Origin of the sequence: Cellulomonas carbonis, assembly GCF_014636275.1 — a bacterium.
GTDB lineage: Bacteria > Actinomycetota > Actinomycetes > Actinomycetales > Cellulomonadaceae > Actinotalea > Actinotalea carbonis.
Map to the genome: position 1 here is coordinate 387,548 of NZ_BMEB01000003.1, position 16,414 is coordinate 403,961.

Here is a 16,414-nt window from a genome sequence, read left to right on the forward strand (position 1 = left end):
GGCGTTTCCCTCCTGGGCCGCGCCGGGGCCGCGCCGGGGACGTCGGGCGGCGTCCCGTGACGCGGGTCGTGACCGCCCCGGCCGGTCCGGGACCAGCCGTGGAGCGGCGCCGGACCCGTTGGTCCGTCCGTGTGACGGAGGCTGCGGCGAGCGGGTGACGCGGACAGAGCCGAACGGGTGACACTCAGGGCTCATGCTCGCGGTCCCACCGGCCGATGAGACAGGGGCGGCCGCGTGGGCGGCCGGGAAGGGGGCGCGCGTGCGCACGTCGTGGGGTTCCGCGACCGACCGCGGTCGCGTGCGCGCGCTCAACGAGGACGCGCTCCTCGCCTACCCACCCGTCTTCCTCGTCGCCGACGGCATGGGCGGCCACGACGCCGGGGACGTCGCGAGCCGCCTCGCCGTCGAGGAGTTCTCGCAGCTCGCCGGCCGCACGACGGCGACCGCGGACGAGATCCACGCCTGCTTCCACCGCGTTGCCGACCGGTTGCGCGCGACCGTCGCGCGAGGACGGACGGCCGGGACGACGGTCGCGGGCGTCGCGATCGTCCCCGACGACGGCGGCTCCTACTGGCTCGTCTTCAACATCGGCGACTCGCGGGTCTACCGGCTCGCGGACGGCGTCCTCGAGCAGATCAGCGTCGACCACTCGGTCGTCCAGGAGCTGCTCGACGCGGGGCAGATCGACGCGAGCGCGGCGGCCGCGCACCCCGACCGGCACGTCATCACGCGCGCCGTCGGGACCGGCCCCGACCCGGAGCCGGACTACTGGCTCATCCCCGCCGCACCCGCGGACCGCGTGCTCGTCTGCTCGGACGGGCTCACGTCGGAGGTGCCCGACGCGGTGATCGGCCGGCTGCTGCACGACGTCGTCGACCCGCAGGAGGCCGCGCAGCGGCTCGTCGACGCCGCGCTCGAGGCGGGCGGCCGGGACAACGTGACCGTGGTCGTCGTCGACGTCGCCGCGGTGCGCGGTCAGAGCGACCGCGACCGGACGACGCGGCCGCCCGGGCACCCTGACGCCGACGAGCTCGCGCCACCCGCCACCGCGCCACCCGCCACCGCGTCGCCCGTCCCGGCACCGCCGGCGGCCGTGGTGGCAGCACCCGCCCCGCCCTCGTCACCCCCCGTCCTGACGCCCGCCCCGGGCGTCGCCCCCGTCGCCGCACCCCGCGGTGACGCCCCCGTCCACCCCCAGGTGCCCGCGGACCGCGACACCTGGGACGAGGTCCTCGACGGCGCGACCGTGCCTCGACCGACCCGTCGTCGCCCGCCGGAGGTCTCCCCGTGATCGTTCCCCGTTACGTCCCGGGCGAGTGGTTCGCCGCCGTCACCGACGGGACCGTCGGCCTGCTGCCGCCGTCCGCGTCGGCCGACCTCGTCGCACGCCTGTGGGCGTCGCTGCGCGAGGACGTCGGCCTGGGGGAGCACCTCCAGGTCCTGGTGAGCGACGGCCTCGCCGCCCTGCCGCCGTTCGCGCTCGTGCGCCTCGGCGACGGGCGCGTCCAGACGGTGGTCCGTGGTCCCGTGGTCGTCGAGGTCTCGACCGCCGAGGGCCCGCGCGTGCTGTCGGGCGCCGACGTCACGACGTGGAGCGAGGCGGCTGTCGCCGGTGCGACGGCCGTCACGGTGCGCGCCGCGGACGCCGTGGCCGGCGCAGCGGACGACGGCCTCCCCGTGCTCTCCGCGGTCGTGCGCGCGTCGGTCGTCGGCGTCGTCCTCGACCGCGACGGCGAGGCGGCTCGCGACGGGTCCGCGGCCGCCGCGGACGCGTCGGCCGACGGCCCGGACGGCGCGGAGCCGGCTCCCGTCCGTCGCCGCGACCAGCGCGCCGCGACCCCGCCCGCGGGCGTTCCCGTCGCGGAGCCCGCCGCCGTCGAGCAGGTCGCCCCGGCGGCCGCCCCTGCCGCGCCGACCGTTCCCACCGTCCGGCCCAGCCCGGCCGCCGCGCCCGTCGCGCCCGCCGAGCCCACCGGGCAGCCCACCCCGACCGCCCCCGCCGCACCGCCGAGCCCGGCGGGCCCCCCGCCCGCGGAGGCGCCCGCGGAGCCGGGCCCGACCCCGGCCGACGCGCCGGCGACCACCGCCGTGACCGCAGCGGCCGCACGCCCCACGGTCACCGCCGCCCCCGCTGCACCGGCCTCCGACGACGACTCCGACGCAGCCGCCGCGGGGGCCGACCACGACGGCCTCACCGTGCTGTCGTCCGACGTCGTCGCGCTGCGTCGGCAGCTGCCCGAGTGGGCGGGCGACGCCGTCCCCGGCCCGTTCGCCGTCCCCGCCCCGCAGGCGCCGCCGGTCGCGAAGATCCACCTGTCGTCGGGTCTCGTCATCGCGCTCAACCGGCCCGTCCTGCTGGGCCGCGCGCCGCAGGTCTCGCGCGTCACCAACAGCCGGCTGCCGCGGCTCGTGACGGTCGCGAGCCCCAACCAGGACATCTCCCGCACGCACGCCGAGGTCCGCCAGGAGGGTGAGCACGTCCTCGTCACGGACCTGCGGTCGACCAACGGCGTGCTCCTCCTGCGTCAGGGCCACGGCCCCCAGCGGCTCCACCCCGCCGAGCCGACCGTCGTCGAGCCGGGCGTCGTCGTCGACCTGGGTGAGGGCGTGACCTTCACCGTGGAGCACGGATGAGCTCTCGCCGCGAGGCGTCGACCCCGCCCACGATCCCCGGGTACAGCCACGTCGGGCTGCTCGGCATGGGCGGGTTCGCCGACGTCTTCCTCTACGAGCAGCACATGCCGCGGCGCTCCGTCGCGGTCAAGGTGCTGCTCGCGGGGTCCCTGAGCGACGCGGTGCGCGAGCGGTTCCGGCTCGAGGCCGACCTCATGGCGCGCCTGTCGCACCACCCGTCGATCGTGACGATCCACCACGCGGACGTCGCCGCCGACGGGCGCCCGTACCTGGTCATGGAGCACTGCTCGCGCCCGGGGCTGGGTGAGCGGTACCGCAACGAGCGCATGGCCGTCGCGGAGGTCCTCCGGATGGGTGTGCGGCTCGCGTCGGCGGTCGAGACGGCGCACCGCGCGGGCGTCCTGCACCGCGACATCAAGCCGGCGAACGTCCTCATCACCGACTTCGGCTGGCCCGCGCTGACCGACTTCGGCATCGCGGCGACGACGGGCTGGAGCACGGGCTCCGCGGTCGGGATGTCGATCCCGTGGGCGCCGCCCGAGCTGCTCGGCGAGACGCCGCACGGGGACGAGCGCTCCGACGTGTACTCGCTCGCGGCCACCGTGTACTCGCTGCTCGCACGCCGGTCGCCGTTCGAGGTCCCGGGCGGTGGGAACTCCTCCGCTGACCTGATCGCGCGCATCGAGCGCTCGCCACTGGCCCCGACGGGCCGCGCGGACGTGCCGGCGTCGCTGCACGCGGTGCTCGAGCGCGCGATGGACAAGGACCCGGCCCGTCGGCACCCGAGCGCGCTCGCGTTCGCCCGTGCGCTCCAGCAGGTCGAGGCCGAGCTCATGCTGCCGCTCACGGCGCTCGACCTCGCCGAGGAGCGCGTCGAGCTGCCCGACGAGGACACGCGTCCTGCTGCCGACGGCGAGGCCGCCCAGGCCACGCGCCTGCGTCCCGTCCGGTCCGTCTCGGCAGCCGTGTCGCCGACGGCGGCGCAGGAGCAGGAGGCGCTGCGCGTCGCCGCGGGCACCGAGCCCGCCGACCCCGCGGACGCGCACGAGGACGACGTCCCCGAGGCGTGGCAGCGCGACGCCGCAGCGCTCCCGACAGCGCCCGAGGCGGGCGGCCGCAGGTCGTGGGGTCGCGTCGTGGCGGGCTCGGTCGCGGGCCTCGTCGTCGTCGCCGCGGTCGCGACCGGTGCCGTGCTCGCCTTCTCCGACGACGACCCGACCGCCGTCCGGCCGACCCCGACGAGCGAGGCCCCCGCGGCGCGTCAGCCCGCCGTGCGCGCCGTCCCCAGCCCGACGGAGCTCGCGGGCACGCTCTCGGCGGACGGCACCGCGGTGTTCAGCTGGGCGAACCCCGACCCGGCCGACGGGGACCGCTACCTGTGGGGCGTGGTGCTGCCCGGCACGTCGACCGACCTCGACGTCGTCGACGAGCCGACCGTGACGGTGCCCGTCGGCGCGCCCGACGACGACGTGTGCATCGAGGTCTCGATCGTGCGCGCGGACGGCCGCATGTCGACCGCGCCCGCCGTGGGGTGCGCCGAGCCGTGAGCCGCCGCCCCGTGACCCTCGGCGCCCCCGCGAGGGAGCGCCGCCTCCGGCGTGCCCGCGGCGTGGGTGCGGTGACGGTCCCGGCGGTCCTCGCGACGCTCGCGGTGCTGCACCCGGGGACCCCCGTGTCGCAGGTGGACCTGCACGACGGCGCGGTGTGGCTCACGAACGAGTCGCAGCGGACCCTCGGGCGGTACAACCCCGCGGTCGACGAGCTCAACGCCGGGCTCGTGCCCGAGTCCGCGGACTTCGACGTGCTCCAGGACGGCGACGACGTCCTGCTCGTCGAGGGCGCGTCGGCGTCGGTCGTCGACACCGCGTCGGTCACGCTCGCGGCGCGCGCCGCGACGCCGTCGGGCTCCGTGGTCGCGATGGCCGCCGGGACCGTCGCCGTCGTCGACGCGTCGGGCTCCGCGTGGGTCACGACGACGACGGACCTCGGGACGCTCTCGGTCGACTCGGACGAGCCGGACCTCGAGCTCGGTGCCGGCGGGCGGGCGGTTGTCTCGCCGGGCGGCACGGTGCTCGCCGTCGGCGCGGACGGCGCGGTGTCGCGGGCGGTCCCGACCGACGGCGGGGTCGCGGTCGAGGAGGACGACGCGCTCGTCGAGCCACCCGGCGGGCCCCTCGAGCAGGCGGCCGCGGTCGGCGAGGAGGTCGTCGCGCTCGTCGGGACGACGCTCCTCACGCAGGAGGCCGACGTGGACCTCGGCGCGTACGGCGACGACCTCGTGCTCCAGCAGTCGGGACCCGCGTCGGGCGTCGCGCTCGTGGCGACGCCGTCGGCGCTGCTCGAGGTGCCGGTCGACGGCGGGTCGGTCCGCGAGCACCCGACCGGCTCGACGGGGCGTCCCGCGGCGCCGGTCCGCGTGGGCACGTGCGCGTACGGCGCGTGGGCGTCCGCCGTCGCGAGCAGCGTGCGCGTCTGCGAGGGGGCCGGCTCGTCGTTCACCGACCTCACCGGCATGACGACCGCCGACGAGCTCGTCTTCCGCGTCAACCGCGACGTCGTCGTCCTCAACGACACGCGGCTGGGGCGCGTGTGGCTGCCCGCCGAGGGGCCTGACCTGCACGAGCCGAGCTGGCAGGACGTGCGCCCGCAGCAGGAGTCGCGCTCCGACGAGCAGGACTCGACCGAGCGCGAGTCCGACCGGACCCTCCAGGCGCGGTGCACCGAGGACTCGGCGCCGCCGCGCGCGGCCGACGACGAGTTCGGCGTCCGCGCGGGTCGGACGGCGATCCTCTCCGTCATCGACAACGACGCGGCGTCCGACTGCGGCATCCTCACCATCTCCGAGCACGACCCGGTGCCCGAGCAGTTCGGCACGCTCCAGGCGGTCCAGGGCGGCCGCGCGCTCCAGCTCGAGACGCGACCCGAGGCGTCGGGGACCGTCGAGCTGACGTACACGGTGTCCGACGGGCGCGGCTCGTCGGCGCCGTCCACGGCGTCGGTGCGCGTGACGGTCCGCCCCGACGGCGTCAACGACGCACCCGTGCAGGAGCGCGGCGGGGCGCTCACGGTCGAGCAGGGCGCGTCGGCCTCCTACGACGTCCTGCCCGACTTCCGCGACCCCGACGGCGACGAGCTCGTCCTGACCGGGGCGGTCGCCTCGGGCGGCGGGACGGTCAGCACGCGCCAGGACGGTCGGCTGACCTTCACGTCGGACGGCACCGGGCTCGGCCGGTTCCCGGTCACGGTGCTCGTGTCGGACGGCGCCGAGACCGTGGAGGGCACCGTCTCGGTCGACGTCCGGCCCGCCGGGTCGGTGCCGCCCGTGGTCGACCCGGTGCAGGCGACGACGTACGTCGGCGAGCCCGTCGTCGTGCGGCCCCTGCGGTCGGTGCGGTCCGCGGGCCGCGAGCCCGTCCGCCTCGCGGGCGTGACGGAGGTCTCCGGCACGGAGGTCGTGAGCGACCTGGCCGCGGGCACCTTCACGTTCACGGCCCCGCGCGCGGGCACCTACTACGTGCCGTTCGTCGTCACCGCGGCGCCCCAGCAGGCCGAGGGGCTCGCCCGGATCGACGTGCTCGAGCGGCCCGAGTCCGCGCCGCCGCCCGTCGCGGTGCTCGACCGCGCGCTCCTGCCCCCCGGCGGCGAGGTGACGATCGCCCCGCTGGGCAACGACACGGACCCGGGCGGCGGCGTGCTGGTGCTCCAGGCCGTCGACACGCCGCCGGACAGCGGGCTGCGGGTCGCGGTGCTCCAGCACCAGCTGCTGCGGATCACGTCCGAGCGGACCCTGACCGGCCCGGTCGTGCTGTCGTACACCGTCTCGAACGGCACGGCGTCGGCCCGCGGGCAGGTCATCGTCCAGCCGGTGCCCGCCTCGGTCACGCCCCAGCCCCCGGTCGTACCCGACCAGCGGGTCACCGTGCGCGCGGGCGGCGTCGTGACCGTGGCCGTGCTCGAGAACGCGTACGACCCGGACGGCGAGGAGCTCCGGCTCCTGCCGACCCTCCCGGAGCCGCTCGACCCCGCCGACGGCCTGCTCTTCGTGTCGGGCGACGTGCTGCGCTACCGCGCACCGGACCAGCCGCGGCAGGTCCACGCGACGTTCGAGGTCGAGGACGCGTCGCGCAACCGGACCGCGGCCTCCCTGACCGTGGACGTCCACGCGTCCGACGCGGCGACCAAGGCGCCCCCGCGCCCCCGCAACCTCACGGCGCGCGTGCTCGCGGGCGGGACCGTGCGCATCCCGGTCCCGCTCACGGGCATCGACGCCGACGGCGACGGCGTGTACCTGCTCGGCCAGGACCGCGCGCCGCTGCAGGGCGACGTCACGGACGTCGGCGCCGACTGGCTCGAGTACACCGCCCTGCCCGACGCCGCGGGCACCGACACGTTCACGTACGCGGTCGAGGACTGGGTCGGCCAGCGCGCGGTCGCGACCGTCCGCGTCGGCGTCGCGCCGCGGCTCAGCGAGGTCAACGAGGTCGTCGCACGGCCCGACGAGGTGACGGTGCGCCCGGGGCGCCAGGTCGAGGTGCGCGTGCTCGCGAACGACGTCGACAACGGCGGCGGCGAGCTCGAGCTCGACCCCGAGCTCGTCGTCTCCGAGGGCACCGAGGCCTCGCGGTCCGGGAGGCGCGTCGTCGTGCGCGCACCCGACGAGCCCGGCGTCGTGACGGTCGGCTACACGGCCCGCAACACGCGCGGCGGCTCCGACTCGAGCGTGCTGAGCGTCGTCGTCGACCCCGAGGCCGAGATCCTCGCGCCCGTGCTGCAGGACGTCGTCGTCCCCGCGACCGAGACGCTCAACAGCACGTCCGTCGAGGTCGACGTGCTGGCCGTCGCGCAGAACCCGAGCGGGCCGCTCAGCGACCTGAGGGTGGGCGTGCACCCGTCGGCCGCGGACGTGGCGACCGTGACCGAGCGCGGCACGGTCGTCGTGACGCTCGGCCCGAGCGCCCAGACGCTGCCGTACGTCGTGAGCAACACCGCGGTCGAGGGCCTGCGGTCGTACGCCTTCATCACCGTGCCGGCGCTGGGCGACTTCCCGCCCGTGCGCCGTCCGGGTGCGCCGACCCTGCGCGTCATCGCGGGCGAGGAGCTGCGCATCTCGCTCGACGAGCAGGTGCAGGTCGCACCGGGCCGCACCGCGCGCGTCGGCGATCTCACCAAGCTCACCGCGACGCGGTCCGACGGCGCCCCGACCGTCGCCGAGGGGTTCATCGTCTTCCGGGCACCCCGCTCGTACGCGGGCCCGGCGTCGGTGTCCGTCGAGGTCACCGACGGGGACCCGGGCGACACGACGGCACGCACGCGCGTGCTCACGCTGCCGATCACGGTGCTCGCCGCCGAGGCGACGCCACCCCGCTTCACGCCCTCGGTGCTCGACGTGGCCCCCGGCGAGGCGCCCGCCGTCGTCGACCTCTCGGTGTTCACGTCCGCCCCGGTGGAGACCGCCGACGGGACCACCCGGTACGAGTACCGGCTCGCCTCGCCCGCGCCCGCGGGCTTCCGCGTCGCGCTCTCCGGCACGCGGCTCAGCGTCGCCGCCGACGCGACGGTCGCGCGCGGCACGGTCGGCGGGGTGACCGTCGAGATCGGGTACGGCGGCAGGACGCCCGTCGTCGCCCAGGTCGACTTCCGCGTGGTCGCGAGCCAGCGCCCCCTCGCGCGGGTCCAGGGGCACGTCGTCCCCGACGCCGTGGGCGGTCGGCCCTCGAGCGTGGACGTGCTGCGCGGCGCCTACAACCCGTTCGACCCGAGCCCGCTCGAGGTCGTCGGTGCGGTCGTCGAGACCGCGGGCGGTGGCGACGTGTCGGTCGCGGGGTCGACCGTGACGGTCCGCCCGCCCGAGGGCTACGTCGGCACGCTCGTCGTGCGCTACTCGGTGCGCGACGCGACGCGCGACGCCGCGCGCGAGGTCGAGGGTCGCATCACCGTCACGGTCCGCGGCCGGCCCGAGGCGCCCCGCGCGCCGCGCGTCACCGAGGTGCGCGACGGGACCGTGGTCCTCGCGTGGGACGCGCCGCTCGCGAACGGGGCGCCGATCACCGGCTACCGCGTGACCGTCCAGCCCGGCGGTACGACGCGTGACTGCGCGTCGACGACGTGCACGATCGACGGGCTCACCAACGGGACCGAGTACCGGTTCACGGTCGCGGCGCGCAACGAGGTCGACCTGTCCGACGAGAGCCCGACGTCGGCGCCCGCACGGCCCGACGCGCGACCGGGCGCACCGTCCGCACCCCGGGTCGAGCGCGGCGACGCGCGGCTGCTCGTCAGCTGGTCCGCCCCGACCAACACGGGCACGCCCATCACGCGCTACGAGCTCGAGGTGAGCCCCGCGCCCGCGTCCGGGCCGTCGACGATCGGCGTCACCTCGACGAGCCACGTCGTCACCGGTCTGCAGAACGGGCGCGCGTACACGGTGCGCGTCCGGGCCGTCAACGACGCCCCCGAGCCCGGGGACTGGAGCACGTCGTCGGCCGCGGTCGTGCCCGCCCGCGCTCCCGACGCGCCGCAGCAGCTCGCCGCGAGCAGCGGCGAGCTCGGTGAGCGTCGGATCGCCGTGACCTGGTCGCCGCCCGGCGACGACGGCGGCGAGGCCGTCTCCGGCTACCGCGTGACGGTCGACGGCCAGGCCGTCGCGGAGGTCGGCGGCGACGTCCTCTCCTTCGCGTTCGACGCCGAGCGCGGTCGCACGTACGCGATCGGCGTCGAGGCCCGCAACACGGTCGGCTGGTCGCCCGCCGCGACGACGTCCGGCGAGATCTGGTCGGCGCCCGGCACCGTGACCTCCCTCGCGGCGGCCGACGTCGCCGCGCCGGGGACGCCGTGGAACGGTGGTGCGGTCGACGTGTCGTGGCAGCCGCCCGCGGACTCCGGGCTCGACGGCCGCCAGGGGGTCGACGCCTACCGCGTGCAGCTCGGCGGGACGGTGCGCGAGCTGCCCGGCTCGCAGACGTCCCTGCGGCTCGACGGGCTGACCGGGGGAGCGCCGTACACGGTCGAGGTCGCGGCCCGGAACGCGCGGGGCGCGTGGGGCCCGGCGACCTCGGTGCAGGTGACGCCCACGACGGTGCCGCAGGCCGTGCTGATCGGCACGCCCGACACGACGACGCCGCTGCGTGCCTTCGTGACGTGGACCCCGGGCGGCTCGGGCGGGAGCCCCGTGACCGGCTACCGCTACGAGGTGCGCGGCGACGCCGGCACGGAGCTCGACGGCACCACCACGACGACGAGCCTCACGGTCGACGCGCGCGCGGGCGAGCAGCTCCGCATCCGCGTGTGGGCGGTCAACGCCCGCGGCGAGGGCGAGCCCGCCGAGCGCGTCGTCGTCGTCGCGGCACCGCCGCCCGAGCCCGAGCCCGAGCCGGACCCCGAGCCGGACCCCGAGCCGCCCGCGGACCCGCCGCCCGCCGAGCCCCCGGCCCAGCCATGAGCCGCCCCGCCCCGACGGCGCACCCCGCGCACGCCACCACCGAGGAGACACGCAGCATGACGCCCGAGCAGAGCACCTGGTTCGCCGAGACCTTCGACGTGCTCGTGGGCAACGTGGGCCGCGCGGTCCTCGGCAAGGAGCACGTCGTCCGGCTCGCGCTGACCGCGATGCTCGCCGAGGGGCACCTGCTCCTCGAGGACGCCCCGGGCACCGGCAAGACCTCGCTCGCCAAGGCGCTCGCGGCGACCGTCCAGGGCTCGCACTCGCGCATCCAGTTCACGCCCGACCTGCTGCCGTCGGACGTCACGGGCGTCACGATCTACGACCAGAAGGCCGGCGTCTTCGAGTTCCACGAGGGGCCCGTCTTCGCGTCGGTCGTGCTCGCGGACGAGATCAACCGCGCGTCGCCCAAGACGCAGTCGGCGCTGCTCGAGGTCATGGAGGAGTCGCGCGTCACGGTGGACCGCGTGTCGCGACCGGTCGGGCGACCGTTCATGGTCATCGCCACGATGAACCCGATCGAGCAGGCCGGGACGTACCGCCTGCCGGAGGCCCAGCTCGACCGGTTCCTCATCAAGACGTCGATCGGGTACCCGGACCACGACTCGACCATCGAGATCCTCTCCGCGTCGGCCGAGCGCGACCGGACGCTCCACCTCGGCGCGCGGGTCACGACGCGCGCCGTCGCGGAGATGGCCGACCTCGCGGCGACGGTGCACACCGACGAGTCGGTCCTCGACTACGTCGCGCGCCTCGCGCAGGCGACGCGCGAGGACCCGCAGACGGCGCTCGGCGTGAGCGTGCGCGGTGCGCTCGCGCTCGTGCGCTGCGCGAAGGTCTGGGCCGCGTCGCAGGGTCGCGTGTACGTCATCCCCGACGACGTGAAGCTGCTCGCCGAGCCCGTGCTCGCGCACCGCATGATCCTCGACACCGAGGCGGAGTTCGCGGGCGTCACGCAGCGTCAGGTGCTCGGGCGGATCCTCGCCGCGACCCGCCCGCCGGCCGCGCGGGTGCCCGACGCGTGAGGCGCCGCCGTCTGCGCGTGTCGCACCTCGGCTGGGGCGCGCTCGTCACCGCGGTGGTTCTGGCCGCGGCGGGGTGGTGGTGGGGCTGGCTCGAGGCGAGCGTGCCCGGTGCGGCGCTGCTCGCGGTGCTCGCGACGGCGGTGCTGCTCACCGCCGGTCGGTCCGCGTACGCCGTGGACCTCGACCTGTCCGACCGGCGCGTGACCGTCGGCCAGCGTGCCGTCGGGCGCCTCGAGGTGCGGAACACGTCGCGCCGCCGGATGCTGCCCGCGCGGCTCGAGCTGCCCGTCGGGAGCGTGACGGCGACGTTCCCGCTGCCGTCGCTCGGCCCCGACGCCGTCCACGAGGAGCTCTTCGCCGTGCCGACGACGCGCCGCGCGGTCGTCCCGGTGGGGCCCGTGCTGTCGGTGCGCGGCGACCCGCTGGGCCTCGTGAGCCGCCGCGTGCGCTGGACCGACCCCGTCGAGCTGTACGTCCACCCCGAGCTCGTGCCGCTGACCGGCGCGGCGGCCGGTGTCCTGCGCGACCTCGAGGGCCAGGCGACGCGCGTCGTCTCCGACGCGGACCTGAGCTTCCACGCGCTGCGGGACTACGTCGCGGGTGACGACCGGCGCCACATCCACTGGCGGTCGACGGCACGCACGGGCCGCCTCATGGTCCGGCAGTTCGAGGACACGCGCCGCACGCACACCGTCGTCGCCCTGTCCACGGCCGCGGACGACCACGCGGACGACGACGAGCTCGAGCTCGCCGTGGCCGCCGCGGCCTCGATCGGCGTGCAGGCGCTGCGCGACGAGCGCGACCTCACGGTGCTCGCGGACGAGCGTCGGCTGCACACCTCGACGCCGTCCCGGCTGCTCGACGACGTCGCCGGCCTCGAGGCCCGGACGGAGGGTCGTCGCGGCGTGGACCTCGCGCGGTGGGTCGCCCGCGAGGTGCCCGACGCGTCGGTCGCGGTGCTCGTGACCGGCTCCGTGCCCGACGCCGCCGCGCTGCGCGCGAGCGCCGCGCACGTGCCCGCGGGCGTCCGGACGCTCGTCCTGCGGTGCCGCACGGACCGCCCGGTCGAGGTCGCGACGCACGGCATGCTGTCGGTCGCGACCGTCGGTCGGCTCGCCGACCTCCCTCGTGTGCTGCGTCGCGTGGTGGCCGGATGAGCGCCGCGACGAGCACCGGTGCGCGGTCCACCGCCGCGGACGGCGTCGACGTCGCCGGCCCGACGGGTGACTCGCCCACCGCGGCGGACGTCCGCCGACGGCGTCGCGGTGCGCGCCTCGTGGACGTCGTCGTGCTGGACGGCGCCCTGTGCCTCGCGATGCTCCCGCTCGTCCCCGTGTACGGCGTCGCGGCTGTCGTGCCGCCCGTCGCGGGCGGGCTCGTCGTCGGGACGCTCGTCGCGCTCGTCGCCGCCGCGCGCGCGTGGGGTGCGGCCGTCACGACGGCCCTGGTGCTCCTGGGCTACCTGCTCGTGGGCCCCACGCTCGCGGTCCCCACCGCGTCGGGCGGGCGCCTGCCGTCGGGTGACTCGGTCGTGCTGCTGCTCACGGGCGCGGTCACGGTGTGGAAGCAGGTGCTCACGCTCGACCCGACCCTCGGCACGACCGGCAACCTCCTCGTCGCACCCCTGCTGCTCGCGCTCGTGGGGTCGGCCGTCGCGGTCTCCGGGGCGGCGCGCTCGCGTCGTGGGGGGCCGCACGGGCCGCGCGCGGCGTGGTCGGCGCTCGTGCCCGTCGTCGTCCTGGGCGTGTCGGTCGTGCTCGCGACGCAGGAGACCGTCGCCCCCGTCGCGGCGGGCGTCGTCCTCGCGCTGCTCCTGCTCGGCTGGGCGTCGTGGCGGGTCGGGACGCTCGCGCCGCGCCGCCCGGTCGCGCTGCTGCTCGTCGTCGCCGCGCTCGTCGGGGGCGGTGCCGCGGGCGGCGCGTGGCTCGGCGAGCAGCGGCCACGTCTCGTGCTGCGCGACGAGCTCGTCCCGCCGTTCGACCCGCGGGACCAGCCGAGCCCGCTCGCGTCGTTCCGGCGCTTCGTCAAGGACTGGGGCGACGACGAGCTGCTCACGGTCACGGGCCTGCCGCCGGGAACCCCCGTGCGGCTCGCGACCATGGACGCGTTCGACGGCGTGGTGTGGGACGTGGCCGGCGCCGAGGCCGCCGACGGCTCGGGCTCGTACCGACGCGTGGGCGACACGATCACGTCGGTGCCCGCGGGCCGGACCGTCGAGGTCGCCTTCGAGGTCGAGCGGCTGCCCTCGGTGTGGCTGCCGACCGTCGGGTACGCGCGCCGCTTCGACTTCTCCGGTGGGCTCGCGGGCGAGCTCGCCGCCGACCTGCGCTACAACGACGCGACCGGCAGCGCGGTCCTGACGTCCGGGGTCGTGCCCGGGGCGCGGTGGACGGCCGAGGTCGTCGTGCCCGAGGTCCCGGACGACGAGGAGATCGGGGACGCACCGGTCGCCGACGTCCGCCTGCCCGCGGCCGAGCGGGTCCCCGACGCCGTCCCGGTCTACGCGGGCGACCTCGCGGGCACCGCCGCGACGCCCGTGCTCGTCGCGCGCTCCCTCGAGCAGGGCCTCGCGGAGCGCGGCTGGTTCAGCCACGGCCTCGAGGGCGAGGCGCCGTCGTTGTCGGGGCACGGCGCCGCGCGCCTCACGACGCTCCTCACGGGCGACCTCATGGTCGGCGACGGCGAGCAGTACGCGTCGGCGATGGCGCTCATGGCACGCGAGATGGGCCTCCCGTCGCGCGTCGTCATGGGCTTCGTGCCCGACGACGAGGACGCCGCCGACGGTTCCGTTGCGATCACGGGCGACGACGTCGAGGCGTGGGTCGAGATCGCGTTCGTGGGGCACGGGTGGGTGCCGTTCCACCCGACCCCGGACGAGTCGAAGACCCCGAGCGACGACGTCCCCCAGGACGAGTCGCGGCCCCAGCCGCAGGTGGTCCAGCCGCCGCCGCCGCCCGTGGACCCGGTGCGTCCGCCCGACGACGACACCGAGCAGCCGCGAACCGAGGAGACCGACGACGACGCGCGCGAGGAGGACGGCCTGCGACGCGCTCTGCTGGTCGCGGCCGCCGTCTCGGTCCCCGTCGCGCTGCTCCTCGCCCCGTTCGTGCTCGTCGCGCTCGCCAAGCGCACCCGCCGTCGTCGTCGCCGGCGCGCCGGTGCGACCGTCGACCGCGTGGTCGGCGGATGGGAGGAGATGCTCGACCACGCGCGCGACCTGCGCCGTGCCGTCCCCGCGTCGGCCACGCGGCGCGAGGCGGCGGTGCACCTCGCGGGCGCGTTCGCGGGTGCGCGGCGGGGTGCCCCGGCCGCTGAGCGGCGGGGTGCCCTGGGCGGCCGGGTCGCGCGCCTCGCGTCGCGCGCCGACGCGATGGTCTTCGGCCCGGGCGACCCGTCGGACGCGGACGTCGAGGCCTACTGGGCCCAGGTGGACGAGACGGTCCGCGCGATGCGGGGCGCGGTGCCGTGGCGGCAGCGGGTCCGCGCACGTTGGTCGACGGCGTCGCTGCGCGAGCGGCGCCGTGCACGACGGCTCGCGGCGCGCGGGCGCGAGCGGGGTCGCCAGGCGCGCCGCCGACGCCGGGACCCGCGGGGCGCTCGCGGCTGACCACGCACCCCGGGCTGACCGGTCGCGCACGCGGGCGGCTGCCTACGATGGCGGTCCGGGGGAGCAGCACGGGCGACGAGCACGGGTGAGCAGCACCGGGCGAGCACAGGGGGTGCGTCATGACGGGTCGTCGCGCGGCGCGCGGGCGTCCGCGCCACCGCGGACCAGCCGACCAGCCGTCATCCCTCAGGTCCCGGGCCTCCCGTGCCGATGAGGGAGGAGACCGCCGTCCGCGAGGACGGAGCCGCACGTCCAGCTGGGAGCACGACCTGATGCCGACGCCCGGAGCCCTGCCCGCGAGCTGGGGACGGCGCTTCCTCGCGTTCGTCATCGACCTCGTCGCGGCCGCGCTCCTCGGCGGCGCGTTCGTCGTGGCCGGCGTGGTCGGCCTGCTGACCTCCGACGGCGCCGCCCCCGCCGAGGACGGCGCGGGCGGGCTGGTGCTCCTCGGCGCGGCGATGCTCGTGGTCCTGGGCGTCGCGCAGTGGTGGCTCCTCGGGGCGCGCGGCGTGACCCTCGGCAAGCGTCTCGCGGGGCTGCGCCTGCTCGACGTCACCACGGGTCGGCCGGTCGGTCTCGGCCGTGCGCTCCTGCGCGGGGTCGTGCCCCTCGCCGCCGGCGTGCTGCCGGTCGTCGGGTCGCTCGCCGTCTGGCTCTCGCCGTTCGCGGACCCGTCGGGTCTGCGTCGCGGATGGCACGACCGCGCGGCGCGTGCGGTCCTGCTCGACGTCGTCGTCGGCGTCGACCCCACCGTGTCCGGCGGCACGTCGGGCCAGGACGCCGCGCGTCGCCTGGACTCCGTCCTGCGCGCCGCGGCGCCCGCGTCCGAGGTCCGCGACGCGCGCCTCGTCGACGTCGCGGCGGCGCGGTCCCCGTTCCCCCCGGTCTCGTCCGCGCAGGCCGAGCCGCGTCCCCTGGTCACCCACGTGCCGGTCGACGCCGCGCCGACCCGCCCCGCGGCGCCCGGCCGCGCCGAGCGGCGTGCCGACGACGACGAGCATGCCGACCAGCGGCCGGCGGTCGTCACGCACGTCCCGGCGGCCACCACCCAGCCGACGAGCCAGCCGGCCGCGCAGGAGAGCCGGCCGGCGAGCCCGCCGACGAGCCAGCCGGCAGCTGCCGTGCCCGCGCCGTCGGCGTCGCCCGAGACGGTCGTGCGCGGTGACACCGACCCGTCACGCCGGACGCGAGCGGCGGAGGAGCCCACCGCCCCGGTGCGCCGCGTCGTCCCGCCGTCGCACGAGGTCATGACCGCGACGTCGTTCGCGTCCGCGGACGAGGACGTCGAGAGCACGCGGCTGCGACCCGCGCGGGGCAAGGTCCCCGAGCTGCGGGGCGACGGTGCCGAGGTGACCGTCGAGCTCACCGACGGCCAGCGCGTGACCTTCACCGGGACCGCGCTCGTGGGCCGCAACCCCGCGCCGCGACCGGGTGAGGACGCCGACCACCTGATCCGGGTCGCCGACCCGGGCCGATCGGTCTCCAAGACGCACCTGCTGCTCGGCGTCGACCGCGCCGGCCTGTGGGTCAAGGACCGCGACTCGACCAACGGCACGGTGGTGACGCTCGCCGACGGCCAGCAGATCCTGTGCGGTGCGGACCAGCAGGTCCGCATCCCGCCGGGTGCCTCGGTCGCGTTCGGCGACTACGGCCTGAGCGTCGCGACGGTCGACGCTCTCTGACCCGCTCCCGGGTGAGGGGCCCCGACGT

At 77.0% G+C, this 16,414-nt stretch carries 8 protein-coding genes; all 8 read left to right on the top strand.

Annotation, left to right across the window (positions count from 1 at the left end; all coding sequences use genetic code 11):
* Positions 1-259 precede the first annotated feature (259 nt).
* On the top strand, positions 260-1,291 hold the full coding sequence (locus IEV86_RS11780) for a PP2C family protein-serine/threonine phosphatase (RefSeq protein WP_081978626.1): 1,032 nt from the start codon (positions 260-262) through the stop codon (positions 1,289-1,291).
* Entirely contained in the window at positions 1,288-2,634 is a 1,347-nt protein-coding gene (locus IEV86_RS18125; RefSeq protein ID WP_188484675.1) for an FHA domain-containing protein, read from the top strand. Before IEV86_RS11780 ends, IEV86_RS18125 begins: the two co-directional genes overlap by 4 nt.
* Entirely contained in the window at positions 2,631-4,181 is a 1,551-nt protein-coding gene (locus tag IEV86_RS11790; RefSeq protein WP_043608904.1) for a serine/threonine-protein kinase, read from the top strand. The genes IEV86_RS18125 and IEV86_RS11790 overlap by 4 nt, the downstream gene beginning before the upstream one ends.
* Positions 4,178-10,072, top strand: a complete 5,895-nt coding sequence (locus tag IEV86_RS11795) for a fibronectin type III domain-containing protein (RefSeq protein WP_152605734.1) — start codon at positions 4,178-4,180, stop codon at positions 10,070-10,072. Before IEV86_RS11790 ends, IEV86_RS11795 begins: the two co-directional genes overlap by 4 nt.
* Positions 10,073-10,128: 56 nt before the next feature.
* Positions 10,129-11,097 (top strand): AAA family ATPase, encoded by a 969-nt coding sequence (locus tag IEV86_RS11800; protein ID WP_043608911.1) that lies wholly within the window; start codon positions 10,129-10,131, stop codon positions 11,095-11,097.
* Positions 11,094-12,254 (top strand): DUF58 domain-containing protein, encoded by a 1,161-nt coding sequence (locus IEV86_RS11805; RefSeq protein WP_229734620.1) that lies wholly within the window; start codon positions 11,094-11,096, stop codon positions 12,252-12,254. The genes IEV86_RS11800 and IEV86_RS11805 overlap by 4 nt, the downstream gene beginning before the upstream one ends.
* Positions 12,251-14,704 (top strand): transglutaminase-like domain-containing protein, encoded by a 2,454-nt coding sequence (locus IEV86_RS11810; RefSeq protein ID WP_188484676.1) that lies wholly within the window; start codon positions 12,251-12,253, stop codon positions 14,702-14,704. The genes IEV86_RS11805 and IEV86_RS11810 overlap by 4 nt, the downstream gene beginning before the upstream one ends.
* 272 nt (positions 14,705-14,976) lie before the next feature.
* Entirely contained in the window at positions 14,977-16,386 is a 1,410-nt protein-coding gene (locus IEV86_RS11815) for an RDD family protein (protein WP_052426345.1), read from the top strand.
* Positions 16,387-16,414 lie beyond the last annotated feature (28 nt).

What these genes read in the sequence shown, in the direction of transcription:
- IEV86_RS11800 (WP_043608911.1), top strand. Translation starts at nt 10,129, where the DNA reads ATGACGCCCGAGCAGAGCACCTGGTTCGCCGAGACCTTCGACGTGCTC.
- IEV86_RS11790 (WP_043608904.1), top strand. Translation starts at nt 2,631, where the DNA reads ATGAGCTCTCGCCGCGAGGCGTCGACCCCGCCCACGATCCCCGGGTAC.
- IEV86_RS11810 (WP_188484676.1), top strand. Translation starts at nt 12,251, where the DNA reads ATGAGCGCCGCGACGAGCACCGGTGCGCGGTCCACCGCCGCGGACGGC.
- IEV86_RS11815 (WP_052426345.1), top strand. Translation starts at nt 14,977, where the DNA reads ATGCCGACGCCCGGAGCCCTGCCCGCGAGCTGGGGACGGCGCTTCCTC.